General features: G+C 74.8%; 17 protein-coding genes and 1 riboswitch. Of the genes, 2 read left to right on the top strand and 15 right to left on the bottom strand.

Translation table 11 applies throughout. From position 1 onward, the window contains the following. Window positions 1-45: 45 nt before the first annotated feature. The 6 genes from cobC to cobM are packed head-to-tail and all read right to left on the bottom strand — an operon-like array spanning window position 46 to window position 6,435. A complete protein-coding gene (cobC, locus tag ACH4NX_RS29065) occupies window positions 46-1,146 on the bottom strand; it encodes an Rv2231c family pyridoxal phosphate-dependent protein CobC (RefSeq protein WP_398129379.1) in 1,101 nt (366 codons plus the stop codon). Beyond that, window positions 1,118-2,038 (bottom strand): sirohydrochlorin chelatase, encoded by a 921-nt coding sequence (locus ACH4NX_RS29060; RefSeq protein WP_351399299.1) that lies wholly within the window; start codon window positions 2,036-2,038, stop codon window positions 1,118-1,120. Before ACH4NX_RS29060 ends, cobC begins: the two co-directional genes overlap by 29 nt. Next, the gene (locus tag ACH4NX_RS29055; RefSeq protein ID WP_351399297.1) at window positions 2,035-2,649 is read right to left on the bottom strand and encodes a precorrin-8X methylmutase; all 615 of its coding nucleotides are present in this window, start codon (window positions 2,647-2,649) and stop codon (window positions 2,035-2,037) included. Before ACH4NX_RS29055 ends, ACH4NX_RS29060 begins: the two co-directional genes overlap by 4 nt. Next, entirely contained in the window at window positions 2,646-4,343 is a 1,698-nt protein-coding gene (gene cobJ, locus ACH4NX_RS29050; RefSeq protein ID WP_398129378.1) for a precorrin-3B C(17)-methyltransferase, read from the bottom strand. The genes ACH4NX_RS29055 and cobJ overlap by 4 nt, the downstream gene beginning before the upstream one ends. After that, window positions 4,340-5,578 carry a precorrin-6y C5,15-methyltransferase (decarboxylating) subunit CbiE gene (gene cbiE / locus ACH4NX_RS29045; RefSeq protein ID WP_351399293.1) on the bottom strand — a complete coding sequence of 413 codons (1,239 nt, stop codon included), beginning with the start codon at window positions 5,576-5,578 and terminating at the stop codon, window positions 4,340-4,342. Before cbiE ends, cobJ begins: the two co-directional genes overlap by 4 nt. Continuing rightward, a complete protein-coding gene (gene cobM / locus ACH4NX_RS29040) occupies window positions 5,575-6,435 on the bottom strand; it encodes a precorrin-4 C(11)-methyltransferase (RefSeq protein WP_351399291.1) in 861 nt (286 codons plus the stop codon). Before cobM ends, cbiE begins: the two co-directional genes overlap by 4 nt. A 95-nt stretch (window positions 6,436-6,530) precedes the next feature. Between cobM and ACH4NX_RS29035 the strand changes: the two genes are divergently transcribed. Then, complete coding sequence (locus ACH4NX_RS29035) at window positions 6,531-7,259, top strand: ZIP family metal transporter (RefSeq protein WP_279566314.1); 729 nt, start codon at window positions 6,531-6,533, stop codon at window positions 7,257-7,259. Between the two features lie 20 nt (window positions 7,260-7,279). Here the strand turns inward: ACH4NX_RS29035 and cobI are convergent, their stop codons facing one another. From cobI to ACH4NX_RS28990, 9 genes are all read right to left on the bottom strand, one after another. Beyond that, window positions 7,280-8,029 carry a precorrin-2 C(20)-methyltransferase gene (gene cobI / locus ACH4NX_RS29030; RefSeq protein ID WP_351399289.1) on the bottom strand — a complete coding sequence of 250 codons (750 nt, stop codon included), beginning with the start codon at window positions 8,027-8,029 and terminating at the stop codon, window positions 7,280-7,282. Beyond that, window positions 8,026-9,453, bottom strand: a complete 1,428-nt coding sequence (locus ACH4NX_RS29025; RefSeq protein WP_398129377.1) for a cobyrinate a,c-diamide synthase — start codon at window positions 9,451-9,453, stop codon at window positions 8,026-8,028. The genes cobI and ACH4NX_RS29025 overlap by 4 nt, the downstream gene beginning before the upstream one ends. Continuing rightward, on the bottom strand, window positions 9,450-10,049 hold the full coding sequence (gene cobO, locus ACH4NX_RS29020; protein WP_351399284.1) for a cob(I)yrinic acid a,c-diamide adenosyltransferase: 600 nt from the start codon (window positions 10,047-10,049) through the stop codon (window positions 9,450-9,452). The genes ACH4NX_RS29025 and cobO overlap by 4 nt, the downstream gene beginning before the upstream one ends. Further along, entirely contained in the window at window positions 10,049-12,061 is a 2,013-nt protein-coding gene (locus tag ACH4NX_RS29015) for a putative cobaltochelatase (RefSeq protein ID WP_351399282.1), read from the bottom strand. The genes cobO and ACH4NX_RS29015 overlap by 1 nt, the downstream gene beginning before the upstream one ends. Beyond that, window positions 12,058-15,714, bottom strand: coding sequence for a cobaltochelatase subunit CobN (gene cobN / locus ACH4NX_RS29010; RefSeq protein WP_398129376.1), 3,657 nt, complete (start codon window positions 15,712-15,714; stop codon window positions 12,058-12,060). Before cobN ends, ACH4NX_RS29015 begins: the two co-directional genes overlap by 4 nt. Then, window positions 15,711-17,243 carry a cobyric acid synthase gene (locus ACH4NX_RS29005; protein ID WP_351399326.1) on the bottom strand — a complete coding sequence of 511 codons (1,533 nt, stop codon included), beginning with the start codon at window positions 17,241-17,243 and terminating at the stop codon, window positions 15,711-15,713. Before ACH4NX_RS29005 ends, cobN begins: the two co-directional genes overlap by 4 nt. An 80-nt stretch (window positions 17,244-17,323) precedes the next feature. Next, window positions 17,324-18,289, bottom strand: coding sequence for a cobalamin biosynthesis protein (locus ACH4NX_RS29000; protein WP_351399278.1), 966 nt, complete (start codon window positions 18,287-18,289; stop codon window positions 17,324-17,326). Between the two features lie 100 nt (window positions 18,290-18,389). After that, window positions 18,390-18,529, bottom strand: a riboswitch (cobalamin riboswitch). 286 nt (window positions 18,530-18,815) lie between these two features. Continuing rightward, a complete protein-coding gene (locus tag ACH4NX_RS28995; protein WP_310874027.1) occupies window positions 18,816-19,037 on the bottom strand; it encodes a hypothetical protein in 222 nt (73 codons plus the stop codon). A gap of 37 nt (window positions 19,038-19,074) precedes the next feature. Beyond that, entirely contained in the window at window positions 19,075-20,316 is a 1,242-nt protein-coding gene (locus ACH4NX_RS28990; RefSeq protein ID WP_351399275.1) for an inorganic phosphate transporter, read from the bottom strand. A gap of 224 nt (window positions 20,317-20,540) precedes the next feature. On the opposite strand from ACH4NX_RS28990, the gene ACH4NX_RS28985 reads away from it, so the two are divergent. Next, on the top strand, window positions 20,541-21,236 hold the full coding sequence (locus ACH4NX_RS28985; RefSeq protein ID WP_398129375.1) for a class II aldolase/adducin family protein: 696 nt from the start codon (window positions 20,541-20,543) through the stop codon (window positions 21,234-21,236). The last annotated feature ends 827 nt before the right edge of the window (window positions 21,237-22,063 follow it).

The following is a 22,063-nucleotide window of genomic DNA, read 5'->3' as shown; positions in this document are numbered from 1 at the left end:
GCGGCACTGGCCGACGTGGGCCAGGAGCCGTCCTCCCCGCGCCCCTCAAACCGCTTCCGTCACCGCCCGTCCCAGCGCCCGCAGGAAGCCGTCCGTCGTCGTCCGGTCCCGTACCGCCAGGCGCAGCCACTCCTCGCCCAGTCCCGGGAAGGTGTCCCCGCGCCGTACCGCGTACCCGAGGCCGCGCAGCCGGTGGCGTACGGCGGCGGCGTCCGGGAGGCGGACGAGGACGAAGGGCCCCTCGGCGGGCCCGGCGACCCGCACCCCGGCACCGGCGAACTGAGCCAGCCCGGCGACGAGACGGTCCCGGTCCGCGGCGACGCGGTGCGCGGCGTGGGCCGCCTCCGCCAGCGCCCTCGGAGTCACACACGCCTCCGCGGCGGCCAGCGCGGGCGTGGACACGGGCCACAGCGGCTGGGCGCGCTCCAGCTCGGTGATGGTCTCCGGGGCCGCCAGGACGTACCCGATGCGCAGCCCCGCCAGACCCCACGTCTTGGTGAGGCTGCGCAGGACGACCAGACCGGGCACGTCCGTGCGCCCGGCCAGCGCCTCCCGCTCGCCCGGCACCGCGTCCATGAAGGCCTCGTCCACGACCAGCGTCCGCCCGGGGCGGGCCAGTTCCGTGAGCGAGGCCGCCCGGTGCAGCACCGACGTCGGGTTCGTCGGGTTGCCGACCACCACCAGGTCGGCGCCCTCGGGGACGGCCGCCGGGTCCAGCCGGAAGCCGTCCGCGTCCCGCAGCAGCACCCGGTCGACCGTGTGCCCCGCGTCCCGCAGCGCGGCCTCCGGCTCGGTGAACTGCGGATGCACCACGACCGGCCGGCGCACCTTCAGCGCCCGCGCCAGCAGCACGAACGCCTCCGCCGCGCCCGCCGTCAGCAGCACCCGCTCCACCGGCAGCCCGTGCCGCGCCGCCACCGCCGCCCGCGCGGCCCGCCCGTCCGGGTAGGCCGCGAGGGAGCCGAGCGAGGCGGCGACGTGCTCGCGCAGCCAGGCCGGCGGTGTGCCGGCGCGGACGTTCACCGCGAGGTCCACCAGTGCCGAGCCGTCGTCGCGTACCTCGGCGTCCCCGTGATGCCGCAGGTCGGGGCCCCAACAACCGGCCCGGGCCGCGGCCTCAGTGTGCATGGGAGTGTGCGTGTCCATGCCCGTGATGGTGCCCGTGGTGGTGATGGCCGTCGTCGTCGGGGTGGAAGTGCGGCTGCTGCGGCAGCCCCACCTTGTCCTCGAACCCCGGCAGCGCGATCCGGTACACGCACGAGTCGCAGTTCATCCGGAGATCGCCCTTGACCGCCTCCTCGTACCGCTCCCACACCAGGTCGAGCAGTTCCGGCTCCGGCCCGATCACGTCGGCCGACCGGACCTCGGCCTCCGGGTGGGCGGCGGCCCACTCCTCGGTCTGGTGCCGGACCCGGTCCGGGAGGATGCCGGTGAACAGGAAGTACGGCAGCACGACGACCCGCCGCGCCCCCAGCCGCACACACCGGTCCAGGCCGCCCGGCACGTCCGGCTTCGCCAGCGACACGAACGCCGTCTCCACGGCCGCGTAGCCGCGCCCCTCCCACAGCAGCCGCGCCGCCTTGAACACCTCGGCGTTGGCGTCCGGGTCCGTCGACCCGCGCCCGACCAGCAGCACGGTCACCTCGGCCGGGTCCCAGGACGGGTCGACCGCCTGGGCCAGCCGCCGCTCCAGCACCCGCAGCAGCGCGGGGTGCGGGCCCAGCGGACGTCCGTACGTGTAGGAGATGCCGGGGTGCCGCTCCTTCTCGCGGGACAGCGCCGCCGGGATGTCGCCCTTGGCGTGCCCGGCGGAGACCAGCATCAGCGGCACCGCGGCGAACCGGCGCACACCGCGCTCGACCAGCTCGGCGACGGCCTCGCCCAGCGGCGGCGGTGACAGCTCGATGAAGCCGCCCGCGACGGGCAGTTCGGGGTGGCGGCGGCCCAGCTCGCGCACGAAGTCGCGGAACGCCTCGGCTCCGGCCTCGTCCCGGGTGCCGTGTCCGGCGATGAGCAGGGCGGGCGGCGGGGTGGTCACGATGGCTCCTCGGAGTGCGGGTCGGCGTACGGATCGTCGTACGAGGTGGGGTGGTACAGCAGGGCGTTGAGCGCGGCGGAGGCGACCGCCGAGCCGCCCTTCTCGGACACGTTGCTGACGGCGGGCAGCCCGCTCTCGCGCAACGCGGCCTTGGACTCGGCCGCGCCGACGAAACCGACGGGCAGACCGATGACGAGCGCCGGGGCGGCGTCCAGGGTGAGCAGCTCCTCCAGAGCGGTCGGCGCGCAGCCGATCACCCAGAGCGCGCCCGGCCCGACCTGCTCGTACGCCAGCCGCACGGCGTGCGCGGAGCGGGTGAGGCCGGGTTCGGCGACGGCGTCCCTCAGCCGGCACACGGTCTCCCGCCGGGTGATCCCGGCCGCGACCATCTCCACGTCCACGACGACAGGCGCCCCGGCGTGCAGCGCGGCGTACGCCTTCTCCAGCGCGGCCTCGTCCATGACGAGGTCGGACGCGTACTCCAGGTCGGCGGCGGAGTGGACGACCCGCTCCACGACCGCCCGGGTCAGCGGCGGGAAGTGCGAGGTGTCCAGGCGGGCGCGCAGCCGCCGGAAGGACTCCTGCTCGATGGGGTGCACGACACGGCTCACTTCGGCTCCTCCCGGGACGACGTTCCCTGCCAGCGGTAGCCGCGCGGCGTCACCATGCGCCCGGCGATCCGACGGGTCGCGGTGTTGCCCACCGTGACGACCGTCATCATGTCGACCGTCGCCGGGTCGAGGGCGGCGAGCGTGGTGAGCCGGCTGGACTCGTCGGCGCGCGACGCGTTGCGTACGACACCCACCGGCGTCGCCGGCTCCCGGTGCTCCGCGAGGACCGCCAGCGCCTTGGGCAGCTGCCAGTCGCGGCCCCGGCTGCGCGGGTTGTAGAACGTCACGACGATGTCCGCCTCGGCCGCCGCCCGCACCCGCCGCTCGATGACCTCCCACGGCGTGTGCAGGTCGGAGAGGCTGATCGACACGTGGTCGTGGCCCAGCGGCGCGCCCAGGATCGCCCCGGCCGCCAGCGCCGCCGTCACCCCGGGCACCCCGACCACGTCGATGTCGTCGGACGCCTCGGCCAGCGCGGGGGAGGCCATGGCGTACACCCCGGCGTCCCCGCTGCCGATCAGCGCGACGGCGTGCCCGCGCCGGGCCTCCTCCACCGCGGTCCGGGCCCGCTCCTCCTCCGCGCCGAGCCCCGACTCCAGGACCCGTGTGCCGGGCCGCAGCAGGTCGCGGATCTGGTCGACGTACTGGTCGAGGCCGACCAGCACGGAGGCCCGCCGCAGCTCGGCCCGCGCGCGCGGCGTGACCAGGTCCCGGGCACCCGGCCCGAGCCCGACCACCGCGAGCCGCCCGCGCCCCGGCCGCCGTACGACGGCACAGGTCGCCATGGCGGGACTCGCCGCCGACTTCCGCTTGGGCACGAGGAGTTCGCCGCCGCGCACGAGCGCCGCCGCCTCCGCGACGGACGGCGTGCCCACGGCCGCGAGCGGGGCGTCGGAGGGGTTGGGCACCTCCACGCCCGCCAGGTCCCCGGCGGAGTACGTCACCAGGGGCACCCCCAGCCGCTCGGCGGCGCCCACGATCCCGGGTTCCTCCGCCTTGGCGTCCACGGTGGCCAGCTCGGCGACCGACGCGGCGGACAGCCCGGCGCCGCGCAGGGACTCCTCCACCAGAGCGAGCACCTCGCCGACCGGGGCGCCCCTGGAGGCGCCGACGCCGACCACCAGGGTCGGCGGACGCAGCACCACCTCGCGCTCGGCCGGCTCGACCAGACGGTCCGTCAGCCGGACCGTGTACGCCCCCTGCCCGGCGACGGGCAGGGGCGGCAGCGGCCACCGCACGTCCGACCGCAGCGCGACCGGCTCACCGTCCAGCAGCGCCCGCGAGACCCCGGCGACGTCACCCTCCACGGGCAGCCCGAGGGTGTCCAGGCCGGGCAGTCCGACGGCGTCCGTCGCGGTCGTCACCACCGGCTCGGCACCCAGCACCTCGCCGACCGCACGGGCGAGTTCGTTGGCGCCGCCCCCGTGGCCGCCGACCAGCGACACGGCGAACCGCCCGCCCTCGTCGACGCAGACCACACCGGCGTCGGTCCGCTTGTCGTCCAGCAGCGGCGCCACGAGCCGGACGACGGCCCCCGTGGCCAGGAAGCACACGAGCTGCTCGCACTCGGCGAACGCGGTCCGTACGGCGTCCGCGACGGGACCCTCGTACACGCGCGTGCGGTCCGGCCACGCCGCGGCCAGCCGGTCCCGCGCCGCAGCCCCCGCCGCGGTGGCGGAAATGAGGCCGATCAAGGGGAAACTCCTTCGGTACGGCTGTGCGGCCTCACGCCCCACAGCAGGAAGACGGGATTGGTCGCCGAGAGCCGGGTCACGTCCCCCGGCAGCGGCGCGAGCCGGGACGACTGGAGCAGCACTCCGTCGCACTCCAGCCCGGCACCGAGCAGCGCCTCGCGGGCCGCGGGCACCCGGTCCAGCGCCGCCATGGCGACGACCACGGTGCGCCGCGCCCGCCGCGCGCACAGCGCGACGATCGCGGGCAGTTCACGCCCGCCGCCGCCGACGAACACGGCGTCGGGGTCCTCGCCCAGGTCGGACAGCACGGTGGGCGCCGCACCGTGCACCACCCGGACGTCGACACCGTGGGCGGCGGCGTTGGCGCGCACGCGCCCGACACCGTCCGGCGTCTTCTCGACGGCGGTGACGGCGGCGCCGAGGCGTGCGCACTCCACGGCGACGGACCCGGAGCCGGCACCGACGTCCCAGACCAGGTCGCCGGGGCGGGGCCCGAGCCGGGCCAGCGCCAGCGCCCGCACCTCGAACTTCGTGATCATCGAATCGCGGTGCGCGAACGCGGCCTCGTCCAGCGCCCATCCGGCGGAAACCGGGCGCGGCGGCCCGGCGACCGTCCGTACCGGCCCCAGCTCCCGCGCCGCGTCCAGGCACAGCACCACGCTCACCGCCGTCCCCCAGTCACGTACGGCTGCCTCGGCGGGCGTCAGCCGCTCCACGCGCTCCTCGGCGGAGCCCAGCGCCAAGGCGACCACGAGGACCCTGGTGTCGTTGCGCAGCGCGGCGCCGAGTTCCGCCGGGCCGGCCCCGGGCCCCGTCAGCACGGCGACCTTCGGATGGGCCCGGCACAGGTTCACCGCCGTCCGCAGCTCCCGCCCGTGCGCGCTGGCCACCACGGCGTCGTCCCACGGCAGCCCGGCCCGCGCGAACGCGGCGGCGACGGAGGAGACACCCGGCCGTACGTCGAGCCGCTGTGGCCCGAACCGCTCGGCCAGCACCCGCACGATCCCGAAGAACCCCGGGTCCCCGGAGGCCAGCACGACCACCCGCCGCTCCTTGGCGACGTACTCCGCGACCGTGTCGAGGGCGGGCGCCAACGCCCCGAGGACGACCCGCTCGGCCCCCTCCGGCAGCCGTACGGCGTCCAGATGCCGCCGCCCGCCGACGACCAGCTCCGCACCGGCGGCGACGTCCGGGGCAGGCGGCGCCCCGGCCCCCATGCCCACCACGGTGATCACGTGCCGGCACCCCGCGTGCGCAGCTCCCGGCGTGCCTCGGGGTCCGCCTTGCGGTAACCGTGGAAGTGCCCCGGGTGGTACAGGTGCGAGCGGGTGCCGTGCGCGTCGAGGGCCGGGCCGACCAGGAACAGGGTGTGCTTCCAGAGCCTGTGCTCCTTGACCGTCTCCTCCAGCGTGCCGATCGTGCACCGCACGACCAGCTCCTCCGGCCAGGTCGCCTGGTACGCGACGACGACCGGTGTCTCGGTCGGGTAGCCGCCCTCCAGCAGCTCCCGCACCAGCTGGCCGCTGCGGGCCGCCGACAGGAAGATCGCCATGGTGGTGCCGTGCTTCGCGAACTCGCGGACCTCCTCACCGGGCGGCATCGGCGTCTTGCCGCCGCCGAGCCGGGTGAGGACGACGGACTGCGCGACCTCCGGAATGGTCAGCTCCCGCCCGGCGAGCGCGGCGACCGCGGAGAAGGCGGAGACGCCGGGCACGATCTCGGTCGCGATGCCGATCTCCGCGCACCGGTCCAGCTGCTCCTGCGTGCCGCCCCACAGCGCCGGGTCGCCGGAGTGGACGCGGGCCACCCGCAGCCCCTCCTCGCGGGCCCGCCGGTAGACGGCGACGACGTCCTCCAGCGACATCGTCGCCGAGTCCAGGACCTCCGCGTCCTCGCGCGCGTGCTGGAGGACCTCCGCCTGGACCAGGCTCGCCGCCCAGATCACGACATCGGCCTCGGCGATGGCCCGCGCGGCGCGGAACGTCAGCAGGTCGGCGGCGCCGGGACCGGCACCGACGAAGGTCACCCTGCCGGGGGAGACATCGGCCACGGAAACGCCGGCCACGGAAGCCTCGGGAGCAACAGAAGCCATGGGATGGAGTCCTTTCCTGCGCATATTTCGCATATTTACTGCGGTTGCCGCTGTCGTGCGCACGGATACGCGCTCTGATCGGATAGCAAGGGCCCATGGCGGTCTTCGTAGCGCTCGGCGCGTTCCTGATGACGCTGGCCGGCGGCTGGACGGCACAGCGCGTGACCGACCGGCGCCACCTGGTCCTGGGCCTGGCCGGCGGCCTGATGCTGGGCGTGGTCGGCCTCGACCTGCTGCCGGAGGCGCTCCGGGCGGCGGGCGACGAGGTGTTCGGCGTGCCCGAGGCACTGCTGCTCTTCGTCGCGGGATTCCTGCTCGCGCACCTGGTGGAACGCCTGCTGGCCGCCCGCCGCGCCGCGCACGGCGCCGACGAGCACGGGCAGCGCTCGCCCCAGGTGGGCCTGACGGCCGCCGCCGCGATGGTCGGGCACAGCGCGATGGACGGCGTGGCGATCGGCGCGGCCTTCCAGGTCGGCGGCGGCATGGGCGCGGCCGTCGCGATGGCCGTGATCGCCCACGACTTCGCGGACGGCTTCAACACCTACACGCTGACCAGCCTGTACGGGAACGCCCGCCGCCGCGCGATCGCGATGCTGGTCGCCGACGCCCTGGCCCCCGTGGCCGGTGCGGCCTCCACCCTGCTCTTCACCATCCCGGAGGGCGCGCTCGGCGCGTATCTCGGCCTGTTCGGCGGCGTGCTGCTCTACCTCGCCGCGGCCGAGATCCTCCCCGAGGCCCATCACGAGCACCCCGCCCGTTCGACCCTGCTGTGCACGGTCGCGGGCGCGGCGTTCATCTGGCTGGTGGTGGGCGTCGCCGAGTGAGGCGCCCCCGCCCGGGAGGTTCACAGCTTGCCGCCCCGGCCGCTCTCGCGCCGGGCGGGCGCGATGAGCGTCGACAGGTAGGGCAGCGGCCCACCGTCCAGCTCCGCCGCCGCCCGTACGGACTCCTCCGGCAGCCCCAGCGCCGATCCCCACACGGCGTCGTCCAGCCGCCCGGTCTCCCGCAGCGCCTCGGCGACCTCGGCCGCCTGCCGGCCGAACTTGTAGGCCACGACCGTGCCCGGCCCGTTCAGCGCCTCCTTGAGCACGGCGGCCCCCGCGGTGACCGGCACCAGCGTCAGCGGCTCGGTGCCCTCCGTCAGTACGGCGCCGGACCGCGCCGCGAGGTCCTGCATGGCGGTGATGCCCGGCACGGTCTCCACGACGGTGCCCGGCACGAGTTCGCCGACGGTCTGCGCGAGATACGTGAAGGTCGAGTACACGTTCGGATCGCCGATGGTCGCGAAGGCGACACGGCCGTGGCTCCGCAGCAGCCCGGCGACCCGCTCCCCGGCCGCGTCCCAGGCCGCCTCGCGCCGCGCCCGGTCGGTCCGCTCGTTCAGCGCGAACACGATTCGTACGACTTTCTCGGCGTCCACGTAGTGCAGCACGGTCGCCTCGGCGCGCCCCCGCTCGCCACCATCTCCTCCATCAGGCGCGGCCATCACGGGCACGACGACGACCTCGGCGGCCCGCAGCGCGTTGACCCCCTTGACGGTCACCAGCTCGGGGTCCCCGGGCCCGACCCCCACCCCGATCAGCCTGCTGCTCATGACGTCCGGCACCTCTCCACGAACCGACGGGCGACACCGGGCTCGGACGCCCAGTGCGTGTGCAGATAGCTCGCGTGCACACCGCGCTCCACAAATCCCTCGACGCGCCGCTCGGGCGCCCGCATCCCCCACGCCGGCGCGGCCCCGGCCCCCGGCTCCACGACCGTCCGGTGGAACTCGTGCCCCCGCATCCGCGTCCCCGCGACGGCCAGCGCGCTGTCGGACACGGCCACGGCGTCCCGGTAGCCCAGCGTCAGGCGCTCCGACATCCGCGCGGACGCGTCCAGCACCCCGCACATGGGCAGTCCGTCCAGCTCCCGGCACAGATACAGCAGCCCCGCGCACTCGGCGGCGACGGGAGCACCGCTCAGCGCCAGCTCGGCGACGGCCTTGCGCAGCGGCTCGTTGGCGGACAGCTCGGACGCGTACACCTCGGGGAACCCGCCCCCGACGACGAGCCCGGCGGTCCCCTCGGGGAGCTCCTCGTCCCGCAACGGGTCGAAGGTGACGACCTCGGCCCCGGCGGCGGCGAGCAGCTCGGAGTGCTCGGCGTAGGAGAAGGTGAAGGCGGGACCGCCGGCGACGGCGACGCGCGGCGGCGACTTCCTGTCCGACCGAGTCGGGACGGGGGTCCCCCCGCGCGAGCGCAGCCGAGCGTGGGGGAGGGCGGGCAACGGCCCGGGGGTCCAGGGGGCGGAGCCCCCTGGCAACGGCCCGGCGGCCCGCGCCAACGTCTCAAGGGCCTCCAGATCACACCCGTCGCCCACCAGCGCGGCCATGGCCGCAACCGCCTCGACCGCCTGAGAGCCCCGCTCGGCGACCGGCACCAGCCCCAGATGCCGCGACGGCGTCGCCACCGGCGCCGCCCGCCGCAGCACCCCCAGCACCGGCACCCCCGCCGAGTCCAAGGCCTCCCGCAGCAGCGCCTCGTGCCGGTCCGACCCGACCTTGTTGAGGATCACGCCCCCGACCCGCACCTCCGGGTCCCAGGACGCGAACCCGTGCACCAGCGCCGCCACCGACCGCGACTGCGACGACGCGTCGACGACCAGCACGACCGGCGCGCGCAGCAGCTTGGCGACATGGGCGGTGGACGCCAGTTCGCCCTCCCCGGCGGCACCGTCGTACAGCCCCATGACACCTTCGACGACCGCGATGTCGCAGCCGCGCGCCCCGTGCAGGAACAGCGGAGCCACCAGCTCCGCCCCGCACAGGTACGCGTCCAGGTTCCGCCCCACCCGCCCGGTGGCGAGCGCGTGGTATCCCGGGTCGATGTAGTCGGGCCCGACCTTGTGCGGCGACACGGCGAGCCCGCGCGAGGCGAGCGCGGCCATCAGCCCGGTGGCGACGGTGGTCTTGCCGCTCCCCGAGGAGGGCGCGGCGACGACCAGCCGGGGCACGGAGCCGGCCGGGAGCGAGGTCACCACTCGATGCCCCTCTGCCCCTTCTGCCCCGCGTCCATCGGGTGCTTGACCTTGGACATGTCGGTGACGAGGTCGGCGCACTCCACCAGCTTCTCCGGCGCGTTCCGTCCGGTGATCACGACGTGCTGGGTCCCGGGACGGTCCCGCAGCACGGACACGACCTCGTCGGTGTCGACCCACCCCCAGTGCATCGGGTAGGCGAACTCGTCCAGCACGTACAGCTTGTACGTCTCGGCGGCCAGGTCCCGCTTGACCTGCTCCCAGCCCTCCCGGGCCTTCTCCTCGTTGTCCATCTGCGCGTCGCGCTGGACCCACGACCAGCCCTCGCCCATCTTGTGCCAGTCGACGGACCCGCCCTCGCCGCTGGCGCCCAGCACCCGCAGCGCGTTCTCCTCGCCGACCTTCCACTTCGCCGACTTGACGAACTGGAACACCCCGATCGGCCATCCCTGGTTCCAGGCCCGCAGCGCCAGCCCGAAGGCGGCGGTCGACTTGCCCTTCCCCACACCCGTGTGCACGACGACCAGCGGCCGGTTCCGCCGCTGACGCGTCGTCAGCCCGTCGTCCGGTACGACACTCGGCTTGCCCTGCGGCATTACGCGGCCCTCCTGCTGCCCTGAACGTCCCTCACCAGACCGGCGATCGAGTCCGCCCGCAGCTCGTCCAGCGTCACCGCGGTGCCGCCCAGCTCACCCGCGAGCTGCCCGGCCAGGCCCAGCCGCACCGGCCCCGACTCGCAGTCCACGACGACGGAGGCGGTGCCCTCGGCCGCGAACAGCCGCGCCGCCCGCCCGGCCAGCGCGACCGGCTCGGGGCCACCCGTCGCCCGCCCGTCCGTCACGACCACGACCAGCGCCCGCCGCGCCGGGTCCCGCAGCCGCTCCACCCGCAGCACCTCGTGGGCGCGCAGCAGCCCGGCCGCCAGCGGCGTCCGCCCGCCCGTCGGCAGCGACTCCAGCCGCACCGCCGCCGCGTCCACCGAAGAGGTCGGCGGCAGCGCGACGTCGGCGGCCGAACCTCGGAAGGTCACCAGCCCCACCTTGTCCCGCCGCTGGTAGGCGTCGAGCAGCAGCGACAGCACGGCGCCCTTGACGGCGCTCATCCGCTGCCGCGCGGCCATCGAACCGGAGGCGTCCACGACGAACAGGACGAGGTTGCCCTCACGCCCCTCGCGAGTCGCCTGCCGCAGATCGTCCCTGCGCATCACCAGCCCGCGGCCCGACCGGCCCCGCGCCCGCTGGTGCGGCGCCGCCGCCTGCACCGTCGCCGCCAAGTGCAGCTTGGTCAGCGCACCCCGGGGCCGGCGGGCCCCGGTGGTCCGCCCGTGCTCGGTCCGCGCACGCGAACGCCGCCCGGCGGCGCCCTCGCCGAGTCCGGGCACGCTCAGCACCTTGGTGCGGAACGGCTCGGCGGCACGCGCGGGGGACTGCTCACCGGCACCGCCGCCGGCAGGCTGCGGCTCCCCGCCCTCCCCGGCCTCGGGCCGCGCGGCGGTGTCGCCACCACCCTGGGGCGCGTCATCGGGCTCGGGCTGCCCACCGGGACCGCCGCCGGGCCCCGGATCGGGATCGTCGTCCCCGCCTCCGCCCCCGTCCTGCCCGCCGAACTCCTCCAGCGTCTCGTCCAGCTTGTCCTCGTCCAGCCCGGGGGCGTCGAAGGGATTGCGCCGCCGCCGGTGGGGCAGCGCGAGCAACGCGGCCTGCCGTACGTCCTCCGCGAGCACGTCGGTCCGCCCGGCCCACGCCGCCAGCGCGGTCGCCGTCCGCGCCATCACGATGTCGGCCCGCATGCCGTCCACCTCGAAGGCCGCACAGGTCGCCGCGATCTGCCTGAGCGCACCGTCGCCGAGCCGCACCGACGGCAGCAGCTCCCGAGCCGCCACGATCCGCGCCCGTACGGCGGCCTCCTCGCCGGCCCAGCGCGTGGCGAAGGCGTCGGGGGCGTCGTCGTACGCCAGCCGGCGCCGTACGACCTCGACGCGCTGGTCGGGCTCGCGCGAGGCGGTGACCTCGACGGTGAGGCCGAAGCGGTCCAGCAACTGCGGCCGCAGCTCGCCCTCCTCGGGGTTCATGGTGCCCACGAGCAGGAACCGCGCCGCATGCCGTACGGAGACACCTTCGCGCTCGACGTACGAGGCGCCCATCGCGGCAGCGTCCAGCAGCAGGTCGACCAGGTGGTCGTGGAGCAGGTTGACCTCGTCGACGTACAGGATCCCGCGGTGCGCGTCGGCCAACAGCCCCGGCTCGAAAGCCTTCACGCCCTCGGCGAGCGCCCGCTCGATGTCGAGGGCGCCCACCAGCCGGTCCTCGGAGGCCCCGACGGGCAGCTCGACCATCCGGGCCGACCGGGAGCCGGCGGCCCCCGACTCGTGCGGACCGTCCGGGCAGCCGGGGTCGGGAGAGGCCGGGTCACAGGAGAACCGGCACCCGGAGACGACGTCCACCTCCGGCATCAGCGCCGACAGCGCACGCACCGCCGTGGACTTGGCGGTGCCCTTCTCGCCGCGCACCAGCACGCCGCCGACGGCCGGTGAGACGGCGTTCAGCAGCAGTGCGAGCCGCAGGTCGTCCTGGCCGACGACGGCCGTGAACGGGAACGGGGTACTCACTTCTCGTCACCCTCCAAGTCGCCTTCGAGTTCCAGGTAGGTGGCGCGCAGCCGCTCGAGCGTCTCCTGGTCCGGCTCCGCCCACAGACCGCGGTCGGCGGCCTCCAGCAGCCGCTCCGTGATGCCGCGCAGCGCCCACGGGTTGGACTTCTTCATGAAGTCCCGGTTCTCCGGGTCGAAGACGTACTCGGCGCTGAGCTTCTCGTACATCCAGTCGTCCACCACCCCGGCTGTCGCGTCGTACCCGAACAGGTAGTCCACGGTGGCCGCCATCTCGAAGGCGCCCTTGTAGCCGTGCCGCCGCATCGCCGCCATCCAGCGCGGGTTGACCACGCGGGCGCGGAAGACGCGGTGGGTCTCCTCTCCCAGCGTCCGGGTCTTCACCTGGTCGGGAGTGGCGGAGTCGCCGACGTACGCCTCCGGGGAGGTCCCCGTCAGGTGCCGCACCATGGCGACCATGCCGCCGTGGTACTGGAAGTAGTCGTCGGCGTCGACGAGGTCGTGCTCACGCGTGTCCACGTTCTTCGCCGCGACCGCGATCCGCCGGAACGCCGTCTCCATGTCCCCGCGCGCCGCCCGCCCGTCCAGCCCGCGCCCGTAGGCGTAGCCGCCCCACACCGCGTACACCTCGGCGAGGTCCGCGTCGGAGCGCCAGTTGCGGGCGTCGATCAGCGGCAGCAGACCGGCGCCGTACGCGCCCGGCTTGGAGCCGAAGATACGTGCGGTCGCCCGGCGCCGGTCGCCGTGCTCGGCGGTGTCCGCGTCGGCGTGGGCGCGTACGTAGTTCTGGTCGGCGGGCTCGTCCAGCTCCGCCACCGCCCGCACCGCGTCGTCGATCAGCCCCACGACGTGCGGGAACGCGTCCCGGAAGAAGCCCGAGATACGCACCGTGACGTCGACGCGCGGCCGGCCCAGCTCGGTCACCGGCACCACCTCGAAGCCGGTGACCCGGCGCGAGGCGTCGTCCCACACCGGACGGCATCCCAGCAGCGCGAGGATCTCGGCGATGTCGTCGCCCTGGGTGCGCATCGCGGACGTGCCCCACACCGTGAGGCCGACGGACTCCGGGTACTCGCCGGTGTCGCTCAGATAGCGCTGGATCAGCGAGTCCGCGAGGGACTGGCCGACCTCCCAGCTCAGCCGGGACGGGATCGCCTTCGGGTCGACGGAGTAGAAGTTCCGGCCGGTCGGCAGCACGTTGACCAGCCCGCGCGTCGGAGATCCGGACGGTCCGGCCGGGACGTAACCCCCGTCCAGGGCCCGCAGGATGTGCCCGATCTCGTCCGTCGTCCGGGCCAGCCGCGGCACGACCTCCGTGCAGGCGAACTCCAGTACGGCCACCGCGTCGGGGAGTTCGCCGCAGCCCAGCACCTCGCGCACCAGGGCCGGTACGGCCGCGGTGTCCCACGCCCGGGACTCCATGCCCTCCGCGAACCGCCGGCACAGCTGCTCCAGCAGGTCGACCGCGTCGGCGGCGCTGCGGGAGGGCCCTTCGACCAGGTCCGTCAGCTCCACCGGCACCTTCACCGGCGCGCCCGGCTCGGCCAGCAGCTCCTTCTCCACCAGCCCGAAGTGCCCGGCCAGCGACGCCCGCAGCCCCGGCAGCGCGTTCGCCTGCCCGCCCCACACCTGCGAGGCGCGCAGCACCGCCAGTACGAGGTTGACGCGCGGCTCGCCGACCGGGCCGCCGCCCAGGATGTGCAGGCCGTCGCGGATCTGCACGTCCTTGATCTCGCACAGGTAGCCGTCGATGTGCATGACGAACTCGTCGAACGCGTCGTCGTCCGGCTGGTCGTCGACGTGCAGGTCGTGATGGAGCTCGGCCGCCTTGACCAGCGTCCAGATCTGCGCGCGGACCGCCGGCGCCTTGGCCGGGTCCAGGTCGGAGACGAGCGCGTACTCGTCGAGCAGCTGCTCCAGCTTGGCCAGATCGCCGTACGTGTCGGCACGCGCCATCGGCGGCACCAGGTGGTCGACGACCGTGGCGTGCCCGCGCCGCTTGGCCTGGGTGCCCTCGCCGGGGTCGTTGACGATGAACGGGTAGATCAGCGGCAGGTCGCCCAGCACCGCGTCCGGCGCGCAGCCCGCGCTCAGCCCGAGGCCCTTGCCCGGCAGCCACTCCATCGTGCCGTGCTTGCCCATGTGCACGATCGCGTCGGCGCCGAAGCTGTTGTCCAGCCAGCGGTACGCCGCCAGGTAGTGGTGCGACGGCGGCATGTCGGGATCGTGGTAGATCGCGATCGGGTTCTCGCCGAAGCCGCGCGGCGGCTGGATCATCACGACGACGTTCCCGAACCGGAGCGACGCGAGCACGATGTCGTCCCCGTCGACGTACAGCGAACCGGGCGGCTCCCCCCACGCCTCCCGCATGCCCTCCCGCAGCTCCGGGTCCAGCTTCTCGAACCACGCCCGGTAGTCGGCCAGCGGCACCCGCGCGGGGGCGGCGGCCAACTGGTCCTCCGTCAGCCACTCGACGTCGTGGCCCCCGGCCGCGATCAGCCGGTGGATCAGCTCGTCGCCACCGGACGGGTAGTCGGTGAGGGAGTACCCGGCGTCCCGCAGCGCGTCCAGGACCCGCACCGCCGAGGCCGGGGTGTCGAGGCCCACCGCGTTGCCGACGCGGGAGTGCTTGGTCGGGTACGCGGTGAAGACCAGCGCGAGCTTCTTGTCGGCGTTCGCCTTGTACCCGAGCGCCGCGTGCCGTACGGCGATCCCGGCGACCCGCCCGGCCCGCTCGGGGTCGGCGACGTACACCGGCACCTCGTCGGGCCCCTGCTCCTTGAAGGAGAACGGCACGGTGACCAGGCGCCCGTCGAACTCCGGGATCGCCACCTGCATCGCCGCGTCCATGGGGGAGAGTGCGGCGTCGGACGCCTCCCAGGCGGCCCGGGAGGAGGTGAGGCAGAGCCCTTGCAGCACCGGGACGTTCAGGTCGGCCAGCGCGCCGATGTCCCAGGCCTCCTCGTCGCCGCCCGCCGACGCCTGCGAGGCGTGCGTGCCGCCGGCCGCGAGGACGGTGGCGACCAGGGCGTCGGCCCGGCCCAGCAGCTCGTACAGCCCCGCGTCCGCGTCGCGCAGCGAACCGCAGTACACGGGCAGCGCGTTGGCCCCGTGCGCCTCGATCGCGTCGCACAGCGTGTCGACGAAGGCGGTGTTGCCGCTCAGCTGGTGTGCCCGGTAGAAGAGCACACCGACCGTCGGACGGCCCGCCACGACGGCCCGGGAACCGTGGACACCGAACTCCGGCATCTTCTGCGGCTCGTCGAAGCCCTCGCCGGTCAGCAGCACGGTGTCGGAGAGGAACCGGGCGAGCTGGGTGAGGTTGGCGGGCCCGCCCTCGACGAGGTAGCGCAGTGCCTCCGCCACCACCCCGGCCGGTACCGACGACTCCGCCATCAGCTCCGCGTCCGGCACGCTCTCGCCGCCCAGCAGGACGGTCGGGACACCGGCGGCCCTCAGCGCGGCGAGCCCCTCCTCCCAGGCACGCTTGCCGCCCAGCAGACGTACGACGGCGATGTCCGCGCCGTCGAGGAGCCCGGGCAGCTCCTCCGTCACGTCGACCCGGGTCGGGTTGCCGATCCGGTAGACGGCGTCCGACGCGCGGGCCGCCAGCAGATCCGTGTCGGCGGTCGACAACAACAACACTGTGCTCATGCGGGCGCTCCCGGTGGAATGAATGGCAGTCCTTGTGGCGCGCCGGACTCGATGAGCCGCCACAGCGCGTCCGTGTCCGCGTGCTGTTCGATCAGGTCGCCGAGCCGGTCGAGCTGCTCCTCGCGCAGCGCGGCGAAAGAGGTGTCGGGGGCCGGTACGAAGCGGCGGCCCGCGGCGCCGGCCACCTCGCGCAGGAACGCCCGCCGGAAGCCGTCCGACTCCAGCGACCCGTGCCAGTGCGTGCCCCAGGTCCGGCCGACCCGGCAGCCGTCCAGGCCGTGTCCTTCGTCGTCGGTGATGAACGCCTCGCCGCCGAGGACCTCGGCGACCCCGTGGTGGATCTCGTACCCCTCGACGCGCTCGCCGAAGGCCTTGCCCACCGGCCGGGCGAGGGTCTTCTCGCGGGCGAACCGCACCCGTACGGGCAGCAGTCCGAGCCCGTCGACGCGCCCGGCGCGCGACTCGACCTCGTCCTCGATGCGCTCGCCCAGGAGCTGGAAGCCGCCGCAGACACCGAGCACGGGCCGGCCGTCGGCGACCCTGCGCGAGATGGCGTCCGCCAGCCCCCGCTCCCGCAGCCACTCCAGGGCCCGCACCGTCCCGCGCGTCCCCGGCACGACCACGAGGTCCGCGTCCGCGAGCTCCTCCGGCCGGTCCACGAACCGCACCACGACACCCGGTTCGGCGGCCAGCGCGTCCACGTCCGTGAAGTTGGACATCAGGGGGACGGCGCAGACGGCGACCCGCAGCACGTCCTCGCCGACCGGCGGGGCGACGGCCGACTCCCGCACCGTGCCGCGCAGGGAGACGCGCAGCCCGTCCTCCTCGTCGATGCCGAGCCCGTGCCGGAACGGCAGGACGCCGTACGTCCGCCGCCCGGTGAGGCCGTGGAGCATGTCGAGGCCCGGTTCCAGCAGCGACACGTCGCCCCGGAACTTGTTGACGAGGAACCCGGCGACCAGCGCCTGGTCCTCGGGCGACAGCAGCGCCACCGTGCCGAAGAAGGAGGCGAAGACGCCCCCGCGGTCGATGTCGCCGACGACGAGGACGGGGAGCCCGGCGCCCCTGGCGATCCCCATGTTCACGATGTCGGTCCGGCGCAGGTTGATCTCGGCCGGACTGCCCGCCCCCTCGCAGATCACCGCGTCGTACGTGCTCCGCAGCTCGGCCAGGCAGTCGAGCACCGTGCCGAGCAGCCGCTGCTGCCGGCCGCCGTGGTAGCCGCGGGCGCTCATCTCACCGACCGCCCTGCCGAGCAGCACGACCTGGCTGCTGCGCTCGCCACCGGGCTTGAGCAGCACCGGGTTCATCAGCGCGGTGGGCTCCACCCGGCACGCCTGGGCCTGCATGGCCTGCGCCCGCCCGATCTCGGCGCCCTCGTGGGTGACGAAGGAGTTGAGCGACATGTTCTGCGCCTTGAAGGGCGCGACCTTGACGCCCTGCCGCGCCAGCCAGCGGCAGATCCCGGCGGTGACGACGCTCTTGCCGGCGTCGGAGGTGGTCCCGGCGACCAGGAGCCCACCGCCCATGCCACCGCCCATGCCACCGCTCGTGCCACTGCTCAGGCGTCTGCTCGTGTCACCGCTCGCGTCACTGCTGATGCCACCGTTCATGACGTACGCCCCTTCCTGGAGGCTCCGCGCGCGATCAGCCGCGCGCCCGCGCACACGCCCAGCGCCAGCCAGCCCACGCGCCGGGAGAGCCGTACGGCCCGGTCGATGTCGCCGCTGCCGGCCCGGACGGCGCGTCCCGACGCCCCGTTGAGGACGGGCCGGTGCTCCACCCGGCCGCCGTAGGAGAGCGTGCCGCCGAGCCGCACCCCCAGGGCGCCCGCGAAGGACGCCTCCACGGGCCCGGCGTTGGGGCTCGGGTGCTGTGCGGCATCGGCGCGCCAGGCCCGTACGGCACCCTGCGGATCGCCACCGGCCACGGTGGTCAGGACGGCGGTCAGCCGGGCGCCCGGCCAGCCCGCGAGGTCGTCGAGGCGGGCCGAGGCCCAGCCGTACCGCCGGTACTTGGGGGACTTGTGGCCGACCATGGCGTCCAGGGTGTTCACGGCCCGGAAGCCGAGCAGTCCGGGCACCCCGCCCACGGCGCCCCACACCAGGGCACCCACCACCGCGTCCGAGGTGTTCTCGGCGACGGACTCCACGACGGCCCGGGCGATCCCGTCGGCGTCCAGCGCCTGCGGGTCCCGTCCGCACAGGTGCGGCAGCCGCGCGCGGGCCGCCTCGACGTCACCGGCCTCCAGGGCCCGGCCGATGGCGCGGGCCTCGCGGGCGAGCGAGGTCCCGCCGACGACGGCCCAGGTGGCGGCGCCGGTCAGTGCGACGGAGGCGGCGGGGGAGCGGCGTACGGCGTGCGCCGCGGCCGATCCGAGGGTGGCGGCGCCGCCGGCGCACACAAGTGTGTGCAGCGCGCCCCAACCCCGGTGGTCCCGCCACAGCACCCGTTCCACGGCACCGGCGGCACGGCCGAACGCGGCGACCGGGTGTCCGCGGCGCGGATCGCCGAGGAGGAGGTCGCCGAGGAGGCCGGCGGCGGCACCGTACGCGAAGACGCGTTCGGCACGCATGGGCTCAGCCGGTCACACGGTCAGGGAAGGACCTGCTACTGAACGTCGATCGGCAGCCGAGCATGGCGGTATGTCCTCACTCAGGGTGTCCACGCCCTGGTTCGAAGAGACCGGCGGTGAGAGTTCCTGGCTCCCGGGGGCTGTTCCCCGGTCACAGTGGCGGGACCGCGCCGGATTCGCACCGGGCTTCCTCTCCTGCCGCCGTATTGGCTCCGGAAGTCCACCACGGCTCGCGAACACCCGTCAACCTGACGTTGACCTGCTGCGGGGGAGTGTGCGAAGGCCCACACGCGGCAGGCGCGCGCCGGCACGAGAAGAGGCGGGGCGCGGGACGGTGGTCCGTCCCGCGCCCCGCCTCACTGGTGTGCGCCGGGGGCCAGGCGTCGTTCGTGGGCCGGAGCACGGGTTCGTGCGTCCGGCCCACCGTCGCGCGTCAGCCGATATTCACGGCTCAGCCGATGCTCATGGCTCAGGTGATGCTCGTGCGTCAGGTGATTGCTTGGTGGGGCAGGTGGTGCTTCGTGGATCAGGCGACGATCAGGTAGATCCCGTACGCCACCGCCGCCGCGCAGGCCGCGAAGCACGCGTACGCGCCGGTGACCGCGAGGGCCGCGGAGCCGCCCTGCGCGGCCGCCCGCTCCTGGCGGGAGAGGCCGACGATGCCGAGGGTGAACAGGCCCACCAGGGCCACGGTGGCCACGAGGCTGACCCCGAAGACGGAGCCGAGAGCTGCCCAGTCGATGCTCATGGAGGTTCTTCGCTTCCTTCGTACCCGGGGCGCGGGATCAGACGGTGGTGGTGGCCGACGGGGCCTTGGAGTCGGACGCGGAGGCCGGGGCGGCGGTGGCCAGGTCCTCGGTCACGCCCGCCGGGGGCGGGGAGACGGCGGCCATCGCCGTGGTCACCACGCCGGACGACTCGGGCTCGTCGGTGTCGATGACGTTGGTGTGATCGACGACCTCGCGCCGGGAGAGCTTCCAGATGGCGGCGCTGGAGGCGACCAGGAAGACCGCGACGAGGGCGGTGCCCCAGTCACCCAGGCCGCAGACCCACTCGGCGATCGCGGCGACCAGGGCCGCGGCCGGCAGGGTCAGACCCCAGGCGACGAACATCCGGGTGGCCGTGGACCAGCGCACCACGCCGCCCTTGCGGCCGAGGCCCGCACCCATCACCGCACCGGAGACCGAGTGCGTGGTGGAGAGGGAGAAGCCGAGGTGGGAGGAGGCCAGGATGACCGTGGCGGCGCTGGTCTGGGCGGCGAAGCCCTGCTGCGGCTGGAGGTCGGTCAGGCCCTTGCCCATGGTGCGGATGATGCGCCAGCCGCCGAGGTAGGTGCCGAGCGCGATGGCGACGCCCGCCGACAGGATGACCCACATGGGCGGGTCGGAGTCGGGGGCGAGGGAGCCGCCGGCGACCAGGGCGAGGGTGATGATGCCCATCGTCTTCTGGGCGTCGTTGGTGCCGTGGGCCAGCGAGACCAGCCCGGCGGAGGCGATCTGCCCGGCGCGGTAGCCCTTCGCGGCGGCCTTGCCGTCGGCCTTGCGGCCGAGCTTGTACGTCAGCCGCGCACCGAGCAACGCCGCGAGGCCCGCGACGAGGGGGGCGGCGATCGCCGGGAGGAGGACCTTGGTGACGAGCGCGTCACCGTTGACCGCGCCGACGCCCGCCGAGGCGACCGCGGCACCGATCAGGCCGCCCATGAGGGCGTGCGAGGAACTGGACGGGAGACCGACCAGCCAGGTCAGCAGATTCCAGAGGATCGCGCCGACCAGCGCGGCGAAGATGACCTCGGGACGGATGCCGGTCTCGTCGACGAGACCTTTGGAGATCGTGTTGGCGACCTCCACGGAGAGGAAGGCGCCGACAAGGTTGAGGACGGCGGACATCGCCACCGCCACCTTGGGCTTGAGCGCACCGGTCGAAATGGTCGTTGCCATCGCGTTCGCGGTGTCGTGGAAACCGTTCGTGAAATCGAACGCGAGTGCGGTTACCACCACAATCGCGAGGATCAGCGAGAAGCTTTCCATTTACCCAGGCAATCGTTCGAGGTCATTGGCGCGTCGAACGTAGGTAACCAGAGTGAACGGAAGATGAACTGGGCTGGGCGCCACGGTGACCGGAACCGGCGCTACCGCCTCCCTCTGTGTACCCGGCCCGATGCTCTCCGGAGACGTGCCTGGCAGGATCGCCGCGCCGCCGGTACACGGCGGCGCGGCCAGGGGCGCGGGGCGCCCGGGAGGAGACGGTGACTGTGACGTATTCGGAGGCCGGAAGCGTGCGCGGGGACGGGACGCGGGGCGGGGAGGAGGCCAGGGAGGCGGCCTGGGAAGCACTCGTCGCGACGGCCCGGCGCACGGTGGCGGACGGGCTGGTGGTCGGCACGTCCGGCAACGTCTCGGTGCGCGTCGACGACACGGTGCTGGTCACCCCTTCGGGTGTGCCCTACGACCGTCTGGCCCCGGACGACGTGACCGGCGTCGACCTCGACGGCCGGCAGGTGCTCGGGACTCTCGTCCCCACCAGCGAACTGCCCATGCACCTCGCCGTGTACCGCGCCACCGACGCCCGGGCCGTCGTCCACACCCACGCCGTGCACGCGACGGCGGTCTCGGTGCTCGTCCCCGAGCTCCCGCCGGTGCACTACATGACCGCGGCGCTCGGCGGCCCCGTCCGGGTCGCCCCCTACGCGGCCTACGGCACCGACGAACTGGCCCGCAACACGCTCGACGCCCTCACCGACCGCACCGGCTGCCTCCTCCAGAACCACGGCACGATCACCTACGGCGCCTCCCTGGACCAGGCCTACGACCGCACGGCCCAACTGGAGTGGATGTGCCGCCTCTGGCTGACGGCCTCCTCGCTGCCGGGCCGCACACCGTCACTCCTGACGGAAGACCAGCTGACGGAGGTCGCGGAACGGCTCCGGGGGTACGGCCGGCGGGGCTGAGCAACGGCTGCTCACCCGCCGGACCGGAACGTCCGACACCCACCACCGGGCGCGGAGCCTTCGTCCCGGGGTCCTGGCGTGCGCGGGGTCCCGGGGCCCTGGCGTCCGCGGGGTCCCGGGGTACTCGCGTCCTGGCGTCCGCGAGCCCCGGGGTCCTGGTGTCCCGGCGTCCCGGTCCTCACGTCTCCGCCGCCGGGTTCCGGGACCCGCGTCCCGGACCCTGCGCCTTCGCCGCCCGGGCCCCGCCCCTCCGCATCCCGCACCGGCGGCCCCAGGCTCCGCACCCTCCTGCGGTCCGGGCATCACCCCTGCACCCCGCGCCCCGCGCCCGGCCCCTGGCACCTGCACCCGCATCCGCACCCGCGCCCCTGCCTCGGATTCGCGCCACGCCCCCGCGTCCCGGACGCCCGAGCCGCGCGCCCAGGCTCCGCACGCCCGCAACCCCAGGCTTCACACCCGGCCCCCGGCCCCCGGCCCCTGGCCCCCGGCCCCTGGCCCCCGGCCCCTGGCCCCCGGCCCCCGGCCCCCGGCCCCTGGCCCCCTGCACCCGGCACCCGCACCCGCGCCTCTGCCTCGGGCTTGTGCCACGCCCCCGCGTCCCGGACGCCCGAGCCGCGCGCCCAGGCTCCGCACCCCGCACCTCCCGCAACCCCAGGCTTCACACCCGTCACCCGACACCCTGTACGCGCCCCCGCAAGCGCCGGGGGGGGGGCCCCCCCCGGGGGGGGGGGGGGGCGGGGCCCGGGGGGGGGGGGGCCGCGCCCCCCCCGCCGCCCCGCCCCGCCCCCCGCGGGGGGGGGGGGGGGGGGGGGGGCCCCGAACTGGCC

Source organism: Streptomyces sp. NPDC017225 (assembly GCF_044331465.1).
GTDB lineage: Bacteria > Actinomycetota > Actinomycetes > Streptomycetales > Streptomycetaceae > Streptomyces.
Note: the sequence above shows the minus strand (reverse complement) of the source record. Positions and strands in the feature narration are given on the sequence as shown.

Coding starts and splice junctions, on each gene's coding strand:
- ACH4NX_RS29000 (WP_351399278.1), bottom strand. CDS start 18,289: ATGCGTGCCGAACGCGTCTTCGCGTACGGTGCCGCCGCCGGCCTCCTC.
- ACH4NX_RS28995 (WP_310874027.1), bottom strand. CDS start 19,037: ATGAGCATCGACTGGGCAGCTCTCGGCTCCGTCTTCGGGGTCAGCCTC.
- ACH4NX_RS29035 (WP_279566314.1), top strand. CDS start 6,531: ATGGCGGTCTTCGTAGCGCTCGGCGCGTTCCTGATGACGCTGGCCGGC.
- ACH4NX_RS28990 (WP_351399275.1), bottom strand. CDS start 20,316: ATGGAAAGCTTCTCGCTGATCCTCGCGATTGTGGTGGTAACCGCACTC.
- cobC (WP_398129379.1), bottom strand. CDS start 1,146: ATGGACACGCACACTCCCATGCACACTGAGGCCGCGGCCCGGGCCGGT.
- cobM (WP_351399291.1), bottom strand. CDS start 6,435: ATGGCTTCTGTTGCTCCCGAGGCTTCCGTGGCCGGCGTTTCCGTGGCC.
- ACH4NX_RS29005 (WP_351399326.1), bottom strand. CDS start 17,243: ATGGGCGGTGGGCTCCTGGTCGCCGGGACCACCTCCGACGCCGGCAAG.
- cobI (WP_351399289.1), bottom strand. CDS start 8,029: ATGAGCAGCAGGCTGATCGGGGTGGGGGTCGGGCCCGGGGACCCCGAG.
- cobN (WP_398129376.1), bottom strand. CDS start 15,714: ATGAGCACAGTGTTGTTGTTGTCGACCGCCGACACGGATCTGCTGGCG.
- cobO (WP_351399284.1), bottom strand. CDS start 10,049: ATGCCGCAGGGCAAGCCGAGTGTCGTACCGGACGACGGGCTGACGACG.